16 protein-coding genes and 1 tRNA gene are annotated in these 15,747 nt (G+C 66.0%); 9 read left to right on the forward strand and 8 right to left on the reverse strand.

Features of this window, described 5'->3' with window-relative positions; all coding sequences use genetic code 11:
* Window positions 1-93: 93 nt before the first annotated feature.
* From ARC63_RS21980 to thiS, 4 genes are all read right to left on the reverse strand, one after another.
* Window positions 94-1,941, reverse strand: a complete 1,848-nt coding sequence (locus ARC63_RS21980; RefSeq protein ID WP_057504383.1) for an SLC13 family permease — start codon at window positions 1,939-1,941, stop codon at window positions 94-96.
* Window positions 1,942-1,968: 27 nt separating this feature from the next.
* A complete protein-coding gene (gene trmB / locus ARC63_RS21985; protein WP_057504384.1) occupies window positions 1,969-2,703 on the reverse strand; it encodes a tRNA (guanosine(46)-N7)-methyltransferase TrmB in 735 nt (244 codons plus the stop codon).
* Window positions 2,703-3,497, reverse strand: a complete 795-nt coding sequence (locus ARC63_RS21990; RefSeq protein ID WP_010481470.1) for a thiazole synthase — start codon at window positions 3,495-3,497, stop codon at window positions 2,703-2,705. Before ARC63_RS21990 ends, trmB begins: the two co-directional genes overlap by 1 nt.
* 80 nt (window positions 3,498-3,577) lie before the next feature.
* Complete coding sequence (gene thiS, locus ARC63_RS21995) at window positions 3,578-3,778, reverse strand: sulfur carrier protein ThiS (RefSeq protein ID WP_057504385.1); 201 nt, start codon at window positions 3,776-3,778, stop codon at window positions 3,578-3,580.
* Between the two features lie 207 nt (window positions 3,779-3,985).
* Here thiS and ARC63_RS22000 point away from each other — a divergent pair, with 207 nt between their 5' ends.
* Both ARC63_RS22000 and ARC63_RS22005 read left to right on the forward strand, forming a co-directional pair.
* Window positions 3,986-5,839, forward strand: coding sequence for an autotransporter domain-containing esterase (locus ARC63_RS22000; protein ID WP_049454768.1), 1,854 nt, complete (start codon window positions 3,986-3,988; stop codon window positions 5,837-5,839).
* Window positions 5,840-5,967: 128 nt separating this feature from the next.
* Window positions 5,968-6,041, forward strand: a tRNA-Gly gene (locus ARC63_RS22005).
* Window positions 6,042-6,178: 137 nt separating this feature from the next.
* On the opposite strand, the gene ARC63_RS22010 is transcribed toward ARC63_RS22005, so the two are convergent.
* Window positions 6,179-6,913, reverse strand: a complete 735-nt coding sequence (locus ARC63_RS22010; protein WP_057504386.1) for a hypothetical protein — start codon at window positions 6,911-6,913, stop codon at window positions 6,179-6,181.
* 294 nt (window positions 6,914-7,207) lie between these two features.
* On the opposite strand from ARC63_RS22010, the gene ARC63_RS22015 reads away from it, so the two are divergent.
* Window positions 7,208-7,612, forward strand: a complete 405-nt coding sequence (locus ARC63_RS22015; RefSeq protein WP_019336442.1) for a DUF805 domain-containing protein — start codon at window positions 7,208-7,210, stop codon at window positions 7,610-7,612.
* A gap of 1 nt (window position 7,613) precedes the next feature.
* Here ARC63_RS22015 and ARC63_RS22020 read toward each other — a convergent pair whose 3' ends face one another.
* Complete coding sequence (locus ARC63_RS22020; protein WP_338141136.1) at window positions 7,614-8,492, reverse strand: PoNe immunity protein domain-containing protein; 879 nt, start codon at window positions 8,490-8,492, stop codon at window positions 7,614-7,616.
* A gap of 94 nt (window positions 8,493-8,586) precedes the next feature.
* On the opposite strand from ARC63_RS22020, the gene ARC63_RS22025 reads away from it, so the two are divergent.
* Window positions 8,587-9,768, forward strand: a complete 1,182-nt coding sequence (locus ARC63_RS22025) for a hypothetical protein (RefSeq protein ID WP_228354733.1) — start codon at window positions 8,587-8,589, stop codon at window positions 9,766-9,768.
* Between the two features lie 109 nt (window positions 9,769-9,877).
* Here ARC63_RS22025 and ARC63_RS22030 read toward each other — a convergent pair whose 3' ends face one another.
* Complete coding sequence (locus ARC63_RS22030; protein WP_057504388.1) at window positions 9,878-10,300, reverse strand: acyl-CoA thioesterase; 423 nt, start codon at window positions 10,298-10,300, stop codon at window positions 9,878-9,880.
* Between the two features lie 131 nt (window positions 10,301-10,431).
* Here ARC63_RS22030 and rimK point away from each other — a divergent pair, with 131 nt between their 5' ends.
* From rimK to ARC63_RS22055, 5 genes are all read left to right on the forward strand, one after another.
* Window positions 10,432-11,310: a 30S ribosomal protein S6--L-glutamate ligase gene (gene rimK / locus ARC63_RS22035; protein ID WP_005418651.1), complete on the forward strand. Its 879-nt coding sequence runs from the start codon at window positions 10,432-10,434 to the stop codon at window positions 11,308-11,310.
* A gap of 279 nt (window positions 11,311-11,589) precedes the next feature.
* A complete protein-coding gene (locus ARC63_RS22040; RefSeq protein ID WP_057504389.1) occupies window positions 11,590-12,075 on the forward strand; it encodes a hypothetical protein in 486 nt (161 codons plus the stop codon).
* Window positions 12,076-12,088: 13 nt separating this feature from the next.
* Window positions 12,089-12,766, forward strand: coding sequence for a response regulator transcription factor (locus tag ARC63_RS22045; RefSeq protein ID WP_005410804.1), 678 nt, complete (start codon window positions 12,089-12,091; stop codon window positions 12,764-12,766).
* Entirely contained in the window at window positions 12,729-14,096 is a 1,368-nt protein-coding gene (locus ARC63_RS22050) for a sensor histidine kinase (protein ID WP_032952284.1), read from the forward strand. Before ARC63_RS22045 ends, ARC63_RS22050 begins: the two co-directional genes overlap by 38 nt.
* A 482-nt stretch (window positions 14,097-14,578) precedes the next feature.
* On the forward strand, window positions 14,579-14,965 hold the full coding sequence (locus ARC63_RS22055; protein WP_057504390.1) for a hypothetical protein: 387 nt from the start codon (window positions 14,579-14,581) through the stop codon (window positions 14,963-14,965).
* Window positions 14,966-15,125: 160 nt separating this feature from the next.
* On the opposite strand, the gene coaE is transcribed toward ARC63_RS22055, so the two are convergent.
* A complete protein-coding gene (coaE, locus tag ARC63_RS22060) occupies window positions 15,126-15,737 on the reverse strand; it encodes a dephospho-CoA kinase (protein WP_057504391.1) in 612 nt (203 codons plus the stop codon).
* Window positions 15,738-15,747: the final 10 nt, after the last annotated feature.

Genomic DNA, 15,747 nt, shown 5'->3' on the forward strand with positions numbered 1-15,747 from the left:
GCCATCCCACGGAATGCACGCTGTTGCTGTTGCTGTTGCTGTTGCTTCGGCTTCGGCGGGTGCAGGGCGCAGCCCTGCCAACAAACCCAACCGTCAGAACATCAGGTTGATCATCAACACCACCACACAGGTGTAGATCAGCGACAACGGTCCGCCGACCCGCCACATCTCGCGCGGGGTGTAGTTGGCCGGACCGGTGATCATCGAAATCACCGGGTTGGAGGCCGTCATCAGGTTGTTGGACGCGGACAGCGCCACGATCAGCGCGAACGCGGTCGGGTTGCCACCCGCCGCCAGCGCCAGGTTCACCGCAATGGGCACCATCACGATGGTCGCGCCCACATGGCTGATCACCAGCGAGAACGCCGTGGTCAACAGCGCCAGCGCCACTTCCAGCACCCAGATCGGAATGCCGGTGGGCAGCTTGTCGATGGTGTGGCCGGCTACCCATGCCGCCGCACCGCTGGAATCCATTGCCCAGCCGAGTGGAATCAGCCCGGCCATCATGAACACCGTCTTCCAGTTGATCGAGGCATAGGCCTCGTCCATGCGCAGCACGCCGGTCAGCAGCATGCCGGCCACGCCGGTCATCAGCGTCAGCGCCACCGGCAGCTTGCTGGTCAGCGCGATCAGGATGGTCAGCGCGAAGATCGCCATCGCGATCTTGAACTTGTGCGGGCGCTGCTCGCCGGTCGGGTAGTCGGTCACCACCACGAAGTCACGGCTGCGCGCGGCCTGCGCCAGATCGGTCCAGATGCTGTGGAAGACCAGCATGTCGCCGGCGCGCAGCTGCACGTCGCGCACGTCCTCGCGGATCACCTGCTTGTCGCGGTTGATCGCCAGCAGGCTGATGCCGCGCTCCTTGCGCAGGCGCAGGTCGGCGGCGCTCTTGCCGATCACGTTGGAGGTCGGCGGCACCACCGCCTCGGAAATACCGGCACGGCTCGGGTTGAACAGGTCGCCCAGGTGCTTCAGGCGCGAAGACATGCGCAGGAACTGGTTCTGCGCGAAATCGTTGATCTGCTCGCGTGGTCCCATCGCACCGAGCACGCTGCCGACCCAGATGCGCATTTCCGCTGGCGGCGCCAGGCGGGTGTCGTTGCCGGTTTTCAGGGCCAGCAGCAGCGGGGCATCGTGCAGGTTCTCGGCCTCGCCCAGGGTCATGCCCACCAGCGGGCTTTCGGCACTGACCACCAGCTCGAACACATCGCCTTCGATGCCGTAGGTCTTGGCGAAGTAGCTCTCGGTGCGTGCGGGCGTGACCCCGTCGTTGACCAGGTTCTCTTCCTCGATCAGCTTGCGGTCGCCGTAGTAGCGGAAGTACAGCAGCGAGGCGATCAGCAGGGCCACGCCGATCGGCAGCGGCGCGAACATGCGCAGCGGCTCGATGGTGGCCAGGCCCGAGGGCAGGTTGTTGTTGGCCGAGGCCAGCAGATCGTTCAGCAGGATCAGCGGCGAGTTGCCGACCATGGTCAGCGCGCCGCCCATCACGATCGCCGCCGAGATCGGCAGCAGCAGGCGCTGCAGGGTCAGGCCGGTGCGTGCCGCCAGTCGCGAGGCGACCGGCAGGTACAGCGCCATCACCGACGGGTTCTGCATGAAGGACGAGTTCAGGCCGGCGATGGCCGTGGTCATCATCAGCAAGCGCTGCTCGACGCCATGGCCACGCCGCAGCAGCCAGGCCGCCAGCCGGTTCAGCGCCCCGGTGCGGTCCAGGCCCGCACCGAGGATGGTGGTGGCGATGATGCTCATCACCGCGTTACCGGAGAAACCGCCGAAGATTTCCTCCGGCGCGATCAGGCCGGTGACACCCAGCACCACCAGCACCACCAGCGCGACCACGTCGGCGCGGATGCGCTCGAACAGGAACATCGCCATCGTGAAGCCGACCAGCCCGAGCACGAGCTTCATGTCGTTGGTCAGCGTCAGCGCGGTATCCATGTGGGGCGCGGCGTCCTCAGGCGATCGTCAGGTGCGGTCGTACAGCAGGTCCCAGACGCCGTGGCCGAGCTTCTGGCCGCGGGTCTCGAAGTGCGTCTGCGGGCGCCAAGCCGGGCGCGGCACGCTGCCACGCGGGCCGGCGCGGTTGACCAGGCCGGCGGTGGCATCGAGCACGTCCCACATCTGCTCGGCGTAGTCTTCCCAGTCGGTGGCGCAGTGCAGGCGGCCACCCGGGCGCAGCTTGCGCACCAGCAGCTCGGCGAACGCCGGCTGCAGCAGGCGGCGCTTGTTGTGGCGCTTCTTGTGCCACGGGTCCGGGAAGTAGATGCGCACTTCATCGAGCGCGCCGTCGGCGATCTCGTTCTGCAGCACTTCCACCGCATCGTGGTGGTACAGGCGCACGTGGTCGGCGTTGTCGTCGGCCAGCGCGTTCAGCAGCCGGCCCACGCCGGGCGCGTGCACTTCGATGCCGATGTAGTCGCGCGACGGGTCGTGCTGGGCGGCGAAGCGCAGCGCGGCACCGTTGCCGAAGCCGATTTCCAGCACCTTGTGCGCCGGGCGCCCGAAGGTGGCGTCCAGGTCACGCGGCTGGCCGTTGTAATCGATGCCGAAGCGCGGCCAGCGTTCGTCGAACGCGCGCTGCTGGGCGGGGGTGAAGCGCCCCTGGCGCAACACGAAGCTGCGCACCTCGCGGCGGCCTTCGCTGACGGTGAAGGGCTTGGGCGGAGCCTTGGAACCGGCGCTGTCGAAAGGATTGGTCATCAGCCGATCAGCCCATCCACCGGAGAGGAGGCGCTGGCGTAGCGCTTGCGCGGGATGCGCCCGGCCAGGAACGCCTCGCGGCCGGCCTCGACCGCCTTGCGCATGGCACTGGCCATCAGCACCGGGCTGCGTGCACCGGCAATGGCGGTGTTCATCAGTACGCCGTCGCAGCCCAGCTCCATCGCGATTGCCGCGTCCGAGGCGGTGCCCACGCCGGCGTCGACGATGATCGGCACCTTGGCGTCTTCGATGATCTGCAGCAGGTTGTACTTGTTCTGGATGCCCAGGCCCGAACCGATCGGTGCGGCCAGCGGCATCACCGCAGCGCAGCCGATCTCTTCCAGGCGCTTGGCCAGGATCGGATCGTCGGAGGTATAGACCATCACCTCGAAGCCGTCCTTGACCAGCTGTTCGGCGGCCTTGAGGGTCTGCACCACGTCCGGGTACAGCGACTTCTGGTCGCCCAGCACTTCCAGCTTGGTCAGGTTGTGGCCGTCCAGCAGCTCACGTGCCAGCCGGCAGGTACGCACCGCGTCTTCGGCGGTGTAGCAGCCGGCGGTGTTGGGCAGGATGGTGTAGCGCTCCGGCGGCAGCACGTCGAGCAGGTTGGGCTCGCCCGGGTTCTGCCCGATGTTGGTGCGGCGGATGGCCACGGTGACGATCTGGGCGCCTGCAGCCTCGGTGGCCAGGCGGGTTTCTTCCAGATCCTTGAACTTGCCGGTGCCGGTGAGCAGCCGCGAGCCATAGGTCTTGCCGGCGATCACCAGCGAATCGGGGGAGACATGAACGTTCATGGCGCGATTATCGCCTATCCGCCTGAAGATGGGATCACGCAATGGCGTGCCGGCCGCTGGCCGGCAAACCCGCGCAGGTCTCAGCCCCCGCCCAGCGCGTGCACGATCTCCACGATGTCGCCTTCGGCCAGGACGTGCTCGCCATGGCGGCTGCGGCTGATGATCTCGCCGTTGACCTCCACCGCCACCCGGCGCTGCAGCAGCTGCTCGGCCTCGAGCAGGTCGTGGAGGGTCGCCGGGGCGGGCAGGGTGCGGGGTTCGCCGTTGAGCTGGATGTTCATCCCTGCATTGTCGCTGATAGCCCGTCGAGATCGGAACGTTTGCAATTTGAACCGGGCGCCAGCTCCAGCACAGCGGGTTCCGGCGTGATCAGGCGACAATCCATGCGGCGGCGCAGCGTGAGCAAACGGCGGCGCGGTGAAACCATTGACCGTGCGCCGGCGTACGTGCGCCGGATTCCAACCTATTTACCCCACAGGAGTTCCTAGATGCAGCTCAGCAAACACCCGATCCGCTCCCTGATGGCGGCTGCGATCGCACTCGCCGCGCTGCCGGCCATGGCAGGCGAAAGTCCGTATTCCAAGGCGGTGTTCTTCGGCGACAGCCTCACCGACGCCGGCTATTTCCGCCCGCTGCTGCCTGAGGCCACCCAGGGGCTCTCCGGCCAGTTCACCACCAACCCGGGCTGGGTGTGGTCGCAGCAGGTCGCCAACTACTACGGCCTCAACAAGGACCCCAACGGCAACGGCCAGAACGGCGACAACTACGCTGTCGGCGGTGCCCGCGTGTCGGTTGAAGGCGGTGGTGCCCTTGGCGCGATCCCGTCGTTGAAGTCGCAGGCGGCCCGTTACCTGGCCGCAAACGGCGGCAAGGCTGATCGTAATGCCCTGTATACCGTCTGGGGCGGCGCCAACGACCTGTTCGCCGCGGCCGGTGCTGCCGGCGCGGGTGCGTCGCCGGCCCAGGTGCAGGGCATCATCGGCGCGGCGGTCACCGACCAGATCGCGCTGGTCGGCGCCCTGAAGCAGGCCGGTGCCCAGTACGTGCTGGTGCCGAACCTGCCGGACGTGGGCATCACCCCGCAGTTCCGCGGCCCCAACGCGGCAGCCGCCACCGCCATGTCGGTGGGCTACAACAAGGCACTGTACGGCGGCCTGAAGCAGGCGGGCATCGAGTTCATTCCGCTCGATACCTTCAGCATCCTGCGTGAAGTGACCGCCAACCCGGGCATGTACGGCTTCACCAACGTCACCGGCACCGCCTGCAAGATCAACCCGGCCAACACCACGGGCAGCATCATCGGCTGCAACCCGACGACCTACGTCAGCCCCGATGCGTACCAGACCTATCTGTTCGCCGATGGCGTGCATCCCACCGTGACCGGTCACCAGCTGCTGGGCCAGTACGCCGTCTCGGTGCTGGAGGCTCCGCGCCTGCAGCAGGTGCTGAGCCACTCGGCACAGACGGTCGGCCGTTCGCGTGCCGACCAGGTCAGCAACCACCTGGGCGCCCGTCCGGCCGATGGCCTGTCGTGGTGGGGTGGCGTGCGCGGTGACATGCAGCGCTATGACCACGCCGACCTGTACGACGGCGTGGCGCCGGCCGGCCTGTTCGGTGTCGACTGGGCACGCAACGGTGTGGTGGTCGGCGGCTTCGCCGGCTTCGGCCGCATGAGTGCCGACTTCGGCAACAGCCGTGGCGACTTCACCCAGAAGGACACCACCGCCGGCCTGTTCGCTGCCTGGTATGGCGACCGCGTCTGGGTCAACGGCCAGGTCAGCTACACCTGGTTGTCGTATGACGTGAACCGCAAGGTCCAGCTGGGCCCGGCCACCCGTGAGCATGGTGGTTCGCCGGATGGCAGCAACCTGACCGCTGCACTGAATGCCGGTTACGAGTTCGGCACCGAAGGTGGCTTCCGCCACGGCCCGATCGCTTCGGTGATCTGGCAGAAGGTGAAGATCGACGGCTACACCGAAAGCGCCACCGCCGGCACCATGGCCACTGCGCTGGGTTACGACCGCCAGAACGTCGACTCGACCGTCGGCCGCGTCGGCTGGCAGGCCCGCTTCGATGGCGGCACCGTCAAGCCCTACGTGCAGGTGACCTACGACCACGAGTTCGAGGACACCAAGCAGGCCAGCGCCTGGCTGCAGACTCTGCCGGAACTGGGCAGCTACCGCGTGCCGGGCCTGGACTTCGACAAGAACTACGCCACCGCCGTACTGGGTGCGCGCATGGACCTGTTTGGCCTGCAGGGCAACGTTGGCCTGAGCACCACGGCTGCGCAGAAGCGCGCCCGTGACGCGACGATCTTCGCCACCGTGGGTGGCAGCTTCTGATGAATGCAACATCCCGGGCACCGCAAGGTGCCTGGGATGCCTGCACGGCAGCGCCGGGCGATGCCTGGCGGGTGCGGCGGCCACCATTGCGCAACACCGGCCGCTCCGCATAGACTTTCATCCGCAATGCGGGCGTAGCTCAATGGTAGAGCTGTAGCTTCCCAAGCTACTGACGTGGGTTCGATTCCCATCGCCCGCTCCATGTCTCCATGGGTATTCACCCCAGGCAGACGCGGCGCACTCGTTGAACCACACCCAGGTCCAGCGTGTGGCAGCAGCGCCGGAATCTCTTTCCCCAGTGTTGGGCTGTGGCTCTTCCGAACCACAGCCCGAAGCGGCTTATGCGCCCGCTTGCGCAGCGGCGTCCTTGGCCGCGGCAGTGACGGAACTCCCGAAACCGGTATAGGTCGATCCGTTGCAGTGCAGGTATGCGCGGAAGACGACGCCATTCAACTGGGCGTTGTCAAAATAGCAGTGCGTACCGGTTTTGGAAGATTTCTTCACAAGCCGCATTGCCATTGCGTTTGCATCGTCGACGCTGGAGCCAAGACCGGCAACGCTCCAGGACTGGCCCGGGCGGTTGCAGGTGTAGGGATACTTATAGCCATGCGCCGAACCATTGTAGTAGTCGACATTGCACCAGGCCTGGGTCGCCGCCAGGTTGATGGCCAGCTCAAGCACGTTCTGTCCCGCAGTGGTGGTCGTCATGCCATAGGCGGAAAGCGGCGTGGAACTGCACTGCGCCTTGATGCCGACACCCGGTGCCCGGAGGCTGACATAGGGGTCGCGCGCGAAGACACTGCAGACGGGACCTTCCTCGGCGACGGCAAGGAAGCCATTGGTGTTGGCCGTCGCAGCATCGATATTGCTGCCAACGCCCGCGACCGTACCATTCTTGCCGCAGCGCCGGATCACCACGCCTCCGCCGTTCGGCAGCATGTCCATGCCGGGGTCGCAGATGCCCGGCCCGATCGATGCTGCTGCGGCTCTGGCGTAGTCACTTTCTGCGTTTGCGGCCATCGGGGCCTGCGCGGAAAGCAGTGCGAGCATCAGCGGAAAAGAAATCGCAGCCATTCAAAACCTCGAATCCATGAGTGAGCAGTGACGCTAGCAGAGGCGCCATTCTGGAAAACTGGAATTCGACCCATCCGCCACTGCTGCAAGCCAGTGATTCGATTCAGAATGCCCACGCCTATGAAAATGCGCGGTAGTTTGCGCTGCGTCTCCGGCTGCGCGGCTGACGCGGCGGGCTCCTGCAACCTCCGCTGTCTGCCGGGCCCGTCGGGCCGCAGGGTTCAGTTGGTGCTGGGCTTGGGGATGCTAAAAGATCGTTAACCGTTGACCCATCGTCCGCTGCCCGGAGCGCGAATGATCCCCGCACTTTTGCCCCTCAGGCGTTGCTTTGATTTTTCAGGGCGATCCAACCGGAAAGAGTTCTGGTCGTACTCCCTGTCTGCTGCGCTTGTGGTGGCAGCGAGCTACACCTTGATGGACGGCGGATACTGGCTGACGGGCACCGTGCTGCTCGATGGCGAGGCCTTCGAGCCGTTCCGGATGCTGGGGTGGGGCATGACGGTCTGCGCGGTCATCGTCCTCCTTCCGCCGATGCTGGCCCTGGCCGTTCGACGACTGCATGACATCGACGAGTCTGGCTGGTACGTCGTGATCGCCTTCATCCCGTTGGGCGTATTCGTCCTCTTCCCGGTCATGCTGCTGCCGGGCAACGAGGAGGAGAATCGATTCGGCGGCATATCCGGTCTGCCGGGCGCCTGACTCAGCGCCGGGCGAAGTCCACCAAGTCGGAAGGGTAGTGCGGGCAGGTGCGCAGCGCGGCATCGTCGCCGCCATACAGCACCACCAGCGCTGCTACCTCAAGCGCCCAGTAACCCCAGGCATTCGGTCCGGTCAGGCGTCGGGTCCGCTTCTGGGCTTTGGGCGACAGCAGGAAGAAGTCGCGGTACTGCACCTGCAGGTAGCCGGCCAGCAGTGAAGGGTCGAACGCTTCACCGTCGCGCAATGGCGCGAACAGCTCGGCGAACGGGCGCGGATGGAATATCGCATCGCTGGCTTCGGCAAGGCCGAGTGCCGGCGCGCTGAGGTAGTCCAGCACGCGGTCGGTTTCGAAGCAGAGCACCTGCTCCACCAGCGCCGGAAGACGATCCTGCGCATCCAGCAGCACGCCCAGTGACAACAACTGTAGTGCGTATTCGTAGTGCTGCGTTGTGCGCGGTTGCAACGGCGCGGCCATCGCGATGTCGTGGCCTTGCTGTTGCAGGCTGTCCCGGGCTAACGCCAGCAAACGTGCGTGTTCCAGCCACAGCTCTGTCACGTCGGCATGCATCTGCTGCAATGCCGTGGGGGCGAAGCCGCGGTCGATGCCTTTCAGCAGCAGGTTGCTGCCGGACTGGGCAACCGCTTCCCAGCCGTAGGCATGTTCCAGCGCCGCATACCCCTGCAGCGGCTCCTCCGCAGGTTCACCGCCATTGCGCGCATGACGCGCAAGCAGGGCCATGCCCGCGTTCCAGTCCGCCTGCCAGTCCGGTAGGCGAAGCATGCGGCGCGGTACTCCCGGATCCTTGGCCAGCGCTCTCCATCGCGGTAGTACGTCCAGCAGCAGATTCCGGCGGTTCACGGCAGTCATCGTTTCCATCATCAGCCAAAGTCTAGCGGCAATGCCGGTTCGACCCCCATTGCCTGGCACCGCGTTGAAGGTTTGAATGGTGCGCAATCGCAGTCACCCTGCCCGCATGACCGTTGATCGAATCGCCCTCCGCCGTTTCACCCAGTGGCTGCCGTTCCTGGTCCTGGTCGCCATCTGCGTGGCCTGGTGGTCGCCGCTGGGCGTGGTTGTCGCCCTGGCCGCGTGCCTTGCAGTGGGCGGCGTGCTGCAGCGCTTCGATCTGGTCGGCGATGCCGTAGGCGGCGCACTGCTGCGCTCGCGGGCGACGCTGCCCTTTGCCACACGCCCGCCCACGCATGATGTCCTGTTGGATTGGGGGGAGCTGGGCATGGGAGGGCCGGCCTACAGCACCCAGATGCTGCGCGATGGCGCCATTGTCGAGGGCGTATCCACCGGAGGCAGCCACGATGCCAGTGGCGAGTGGCAGACGCTGGCGGGAAGCGCGCTGCGTGTGGCCAGTGGCTACATTGATCGCAGCGAAGCGGTGATCGTCTACGACGAAGCGGACAAGAGGGTGATGCACCTGCTGGCGATTGTTCCCAGCCTGTTCTGGCAGGAGCTGCACGAGCGCCGGCAGCTTGGCGGGGATGCCGAAGCCGCGATGTGGTTGCGGGATCTTCCCTGCCGATCGAGCACGCTGCGCCCCTGCCGGGGTCTATGGCTGGAACCGGAGCATCCCGCACTGGCCGCCGGGCTGCCGCAGGCATTGCGGCATGTCCTGCCGGATGCCCGGGTGCTGCGGGCCATCCCGCTGCTGCCCGACGATCTGCGCCTGACCGCGCATCCGACCCTGTTCGCGCGCATCTGCCCGTACGCGCTCTGTCTCGATGGCGAGCCCAGTGACCGTCACGCCTGCGATCTGGAGACGGTGATCGCCAGCCCGTCCGGACGATGCGTGGTGGTGGCGGGCAGCGTGCTTGATGGGGGTCTGCGTCCCATCGAGGGCGTTTGGCTCGTCCACTGGCAGGGGCGTTGGCAGGCCATTGGCCGCCGTGCGACGGGCGGCAGCGGCAAGGCCCGCAGTGGGGCCTGGATCGATGTGATCGAGGCTGGCGATGACGGAACGCTTCGCTGCGACGCCTATGAGGAACACTGGACGTTCGACGCGATCACACGCATCCCCACGCCACACACGGCACTCGCCTTGCCTGTGGAATGGCGGGAAACCGCACTGGCCGTGCGTGTCCGCGAAGGACGCTTCTCGCTGCGCCTGCCCCGCGCGGATCAGCGGACGTCAGTCACAGGTTAGACAGCGTTGAATCGAACAAGGAGGTTCCGGCATGCGTTGTCGATGCATGCCGGGAAAGCGCTGGAAAAGCTCAGGAAATGGGCTGCGGGCAGTACCGAGTGCGGATGGCTCATGCGCCTGCCGCCTGCACCCGCTGCGCATACTCCTCGGTAAACAGCCCGGACAACGCCCGGCGCTGCTCTGCATCGATGGCGCGCGAGGTGTTGGCGGTGTAGTCGAAATGCACCATCACGCAGCGCCCGGTGGCCACCAGGGCCTCGAACTGGAACGCCTGCTGCACGATCGACAGCGAGGAGCGGCCGATGTTCTCGATGCGGGTCTCGATGCGCACTTCGTGCCCGGCCTGTATCTGCTGCAGGAAGTCGATCTCGTAGCGACGCAGGATCAGCGTCAGGTCGCGCATGCTGGCCTCGCGGCTGAAATGCCGGAAGATCTCCTGGCGGCCTTCCTCGAACCAGACGGGCAGGGCGGTGTTGGTGACGTGGCCAAGCACGTCCACCTCGGAAAATCGTGGGAACACGGTGATCGCCATCGGCCGCTCCATGCGCGCTGAACAGGTCCGCGCAGTGTGCCGCCCGCTGCCGGTCAAGCCACGCCGCAGGGCATCATCCACCCGCCACACGCCCGCGCTATGCTGCGCGCCTGCCGTCCGATCCTGCCGCGATGAAGCTCGCCATCCTGTCCCGCAACAGCTCCCTGTACTCCACCCGCCGACTGGTCGAGGCGGCCCGCGCGCGCGGCCACACCGTACGCATCCTCGACCCGCTGCGCTGCTACATGCGCATTGCCGCCGATGGTTTCTCGATGCACTACAAGGGCCGGCCGATGACCGGCGTGGACATGGTCATTCCGCGCATCGGTGCCTCGATCACCCGCTATGGCACCGCCGTGCTACGCCAGTTCGAGCTGATGGGGGCGCGTACGCCCAACCCCTCCGACGCGATCCTGCGTTCGCGCGACAAGCTGCGTGCGCACCAGCTGCTGGCCGCCAAGGGCATCGACATGCCAGTCACCGTGTTCGGCGACAACCCGGATGACACCGTCGACCTGCTGTCCATGCTCGGCCCGCCGCCACACGTGGTGAAGCTCAACGAAGGTACCCAGGGACGGGGGGTGATCCTCACCGAGAAGGCCAGTGCTTCGCGTGGCATCGTCGAGGCCCTGCGGGGCCTGTATGCCAATTTCCTGATGCAGGAGTTCATCGGCGAAGCCAAGGGCGCCGACCTGCGCTGCTTCGTGGTCGGTGACCAAGTGGTGGCGTCGATGCAGCGCCAGGCGCCGGAAGGGGACTTCCGCTCCAACCTGCATGCCGGCGGCACCGCGGTGGCGGCCAAGGCCAGCCGCGCCGAACAGCAGGTGGCGGTGCGCTCGGCCAAGGCGCTGGGCCTGTCGGTCTGTGGCGTGGACCTGATCCGCTCCGCGCGCGGGCCGCTAGTGCTGGAGGTCAACTCCACGCCAGGGCTGGAGGGCATTGAAGCCGCCTGCGGGGTGGATGTGGCCACGCGCATCATCGAGCACGTCGAGAAGATAAAAAAGCCATGATTAATCAATCACTTGAAATTCTCATGGGCAAATGAGGCCGGCTTTAACACGCCTTTAATCGGCGTCGGCGTAGCCTTCAGCGAACCGCAGCTCTGCCTCTCAGCAGGATCGGTATCGGGATACGACTTCAGACCCAGGCGGGGACCGCCTGGGTCTTTTTTATGGCGATCCAGCGCCCGTGAGGGCCAGCTCCCGGTTTCCTCTTCCCGAGCGGCACTTGCTCATATGAAGGGACGTCAATACAGTCGGCATTCACATTCGAACAAGGATACGTTTGCCATGAAACATGGATTGCTCTTGACGTGCCTGCTTTCCTGCGCCGCTCTGTCTTCCGTTGCATGGGCGGGCAACGATAAGGCCGCGGTGATCCGGCCGGGCAAGCCCCTGCTGGCAGAAGTCGAGCGGATCGAGACCGATATCAATGATGGCAAGACCTATTCGGAGCTCAAACCCGATGAGCGCAGCCGCGTGCGCGAGGTGCTGGGACGCCTGCGATCGGCTTCGGAACGCTTCCCGGAGGCGGCGAGCATGCCTGAATCGACACGAACCCAAGTGTTCAATGACCAGCAGATCGTGAACACAGTTTTGACACAGGCGCGTGAAGATAGTCGTCTAATATGCAGGCGCGAACGGATTGTGGGTTCCAATCGGCCACAGACGAGTTGCATGACGGTGGCCGAACGGAATCGCAAGAGAGAAGAGAGCGATAACCAGTTGCAGCAGGCCCAACGTCTCGGCACACGCATGAATACAAGCGATTTTTAATTAAGAGGTGACAGTGAGAATCCTGGTAATCGAAGACAACAGCGACATTGCGGCCAACCTGGGCGACTACCTGGAGGACCGGGGCCACACCGTGGACTTCGCGGCTGACGGGGTTACCGGTCTGCACCTGGCCGTGGTGCACGAGTTCGACGCGATCGTGCTGGATCTCAATCTGCCAGGCATGGACGGCATCGAGGTCTGCCGCAAGTTGCGCAACGAAGCGCGCAAGCAGACCCCGGTGCTGATGCTCACCGCCCGCGACTCGCTGGACAACAAGCTGGCGGGCTTCGATTCCGGCGCGGACGACTACCTGATCAAGCCGTTCGCGCTGCAGGAAGTGGAAGTGCGTCTGAACGCCCTGTCGCGTCGCGGCAAGGGCGTGCAGACCCGCGTGCTGGAAACCGGCGATCTGGAATACAACCTGGATACGCTGGAAGTGCGCCGCCAGGGCAAGCTGCTGCAGCTCAATCCGACCGCACTGAAGATCCTGCAGGCGCTGATGGAAGCGGCCCCGGCCGTGGTGACCCGCCAGGAACTGGAAACCCGTGTGTGGGGCGAAGAACTGCCCGATTCCGATTCCCTGCGCGTGCACATCCATGGCCTGCGTGCGGTGGTCGACAAGCCGTTTGAAGTGCCGCTGATCCAGACCCGCCATGGCATCGGATACCGCATCGCCACCCCGGAAGCCTGATTCGGTGGCAACCAAGGGGGAGCGCCGGCGCACGCCTTATCGGCGGCGCCTGCGCAGCCGCATCATTGTTTCGTTCGTGTTGTTGGGCTTCTGCCTGACGACACTGTTCGCGTTCGCCACCAACTGGGCCCGCCTGCGCGTGGAAAACCAGCTGGTGGAAGAGCTGATGAACCGCAACATCGACGAGTATGCGCGCCGCTATTACGAGCACCCCGGGCATAACCCGGACGCACCGGTGCTGCAGATCAGGGCCTATGCCTATTCGAAGGACAAGTTCGACCGGGTGCGCGAAGAACGCGCGCAGTGGGCGGGCTTCTCCGATGGCATCCACAGCGTCAGCGGTGACGAGCACGGCGAGCCGTACTCCTACAAGCTGGCCGTGCGCAAGACGCCCGACGCCTGGTTCTTCCTTGCCTATGACATGACCGACAGCGTGCGCGGCGGCAAGCAGCTCAACCGCGCGCTGGTGCTGTCGGTGCTGGTGTTCAGCGTGCTGTCGCTGGTGCTGGGCTGGTGGTCGGCCTCGAAGGTGATGAAGCCGGTGTCGGATCTGGCCGCGCGGCTGCGTGCCTATCGTGGCGGCACCAGCGATCCCGAACCGCTCGCGCCGCGCTTCCCCGACGACGAAGTGGGGCAGCTGGCACAAGCGCTGGACGATTATTCCTCGCGGCTGACCGAAGTGGTGCAGCGCGACCGTGAATTCAATGCAGACGTCAGCCATGAGCTGCGCACGCCGTTGGCGGTGATCCGTGGCGCCACCGAGCTGCTGCTGACCCGGCCCGGCCTGGACGAGAAGGTGCTGCAGCGCCTGCAGCGCATCCAGCGTGCCGAACAGCAGTGCAGCGACCTGATCGGCGCGCTGCTGCTGCTGTCGCGCAACGAGCGCGGGCAGGGCACCAGCAACGTCGCCCGCGTGGCCGAGCAACTGCTGGACGCGCATCGTGCGCAGCTGGGTGGCAAGCCGCTGGAACTGCTGCTGGAAGGTGAGCGCAACCTGGTGATCGATGCGCCCGAGGCGGCGCTGTCGGTGGCACTGGGCAACCTGATCGGCAATGCCGTGAAGTACTCGCAGGACGGCGAGGTACGCGTGTTCGTCGGCACCAATTCGGTGTCGGTAACCGACAGCGGCCCGGGCCTGAGCGAGGAAGACGCAGCCAAGCTGTTCCAGCGTGGCTACCGTGGCACCCACGCCGGCCATTCGCAGGGTGGCGGCATCGGCCTGTCGATCGTCAGCCGCCTGTGCGATCTGTACGGCTGGCAGGTGAGCGTGCGCCCCGGTGGCCAGCGTGGCGTGATCGCCACCCTGACGTTCTCGCCGAAGCCGCTGTAAGGGCCCTGCTTTGGTGGTGCCGACCTCGGTCGGCACGAACCCTGCCGACCTTGCATCGCGCGCTGTGTCGCTTGTGCCACCGAATTCCCCTCGCGCGATGATCGGGCCTCAGGCCCAACACGACACCACCGTGATCGCTGCCGCGCCCCGCGCGTGTTCCAGCGCACGCATTGGCAAGCCCGCGCCGCACTTGGGAATTTCCTTACAGATCACCGCGTGCGGCGATGGCCTGATGGCCTGGCCGGGGCAGGTGCCTTGGCCGGGATTGGCGTCCTGAAAAAAACCAACATTCAGCAAACTTCCGGCTGGCGTCGGCCTGTCGTGGAAAATGCACCGCGTGCCTTGTTTCGGCGGGCGGTGCGTGGGGATTCGTCAGAATCCGCTGGAGTCTTTTTGCTGATTGTTGGGTCTCCGGTACGCCAACCCGCACCGTCCGCCACCTTGCATCTGCAGGTGGCCTGCCGACTGCGAGGAGCTCCACCATGTCCACCTGCCCGCTGTTCCCCCAGCTGCACGCCCTGATCGGCGATGCGGCCAACCTGCTGCCTGCCGACGTCGCCGAGCGTGTCGAAGTTCTGCTGGATGACCCCAAGGACCTGCTGCCCGCGCTGCTGGCGCGCATGGATGGCCGCGACGCCGCCGACGGCCGGCGGCTGGACGTGCAGGGGGCCAGCCCGGCGCAGGCAGCCACGATGGCCGGCCTCAGCCGCACGCTTGCCGGTCTGAATACCCTGATCCAGCTGCTGCACGCCGCCGAACTCGCGCGAGAGCAGGGCGGCGCGCGCCAGCAGCTCAATCCCGATGTGGTCGACGGCCTGCTGCTAGGCGCGCGCGAACTCGCCCGCTACGCCCGCCTGCAGCTGGAGTAGATCCACGCCACGCGTGGATGCAGAGCGTTTTGTAGAGCCGAGCCGATGCTCGGCTTGATGGTCGCAGCCGAGCATCGGCTCGGCTCTACAGCAGATCCCCAGATCCACGCCATGCGTGGATGCACTTCGGTAGTGCCGGCCGCTGGCCGGCAACCCGGCCTCAATCCCCGGCCAGCCCCAGATACCGCGCATGCAGCTGTTCCACCTGCACCTGCAGGTCCTCCGGCTGCCCATCATTGACCACCACATCATCGGCCAGCGCCAACCGCTGCGCGCGGCTGGCCTGGGCAGCAATCATCCGGTCGGCCAGCGCCGCGTCGATACCATCGCGCTGCATCAGCCGGGCGTGCTGCACGACTTCGGGCGCATCCACCAGCAACACCCGGTCCAGCCATGGGTAGGCCTTCCGCCCGCCCACCTCGGTCAGCAGCGGAATGGCCGCAATCGCATAGGGGCTCTCAGCCTGCTCGCACTGCTGTTGCATCAGCAGGCGGATAGCCGGGTGGGTGATGGCTTCCAGCGCCGTCCGCTCGGCCGGGTCGGCAAACACATGGGCGCGCAGGCGGGCCCGGTCGAGGCTGCCGTCGGCCAGCAGCATGTCGGCGCCGAAGCGCTCGGCAATGCGGGCCAGGGCGGGGCTGCCGGCGGCCACCACGGCCCGTGCGGCCAGATCGGCGTCGGCCACCACGATCCCCAGCGCCTCGAAGCGCCGGGTCACTTCGCTCTTGCCGGAGGCGATGCCTCCGGTCAGGCCAACTACATAGCGGCTCATGGGGACTCCC

This window comes from Stenotrophomonas geniculata ATCC 19374 = JCM 13324 (genome assembly GCF_001431625.1).
Lineage (GTDB): Bacteria > Pseudomonadota > Gammaproteobacteria > Xanthomonadales > Xanthomonadaceae > Stenotrophomonas > Stenotrophomonas geniculata.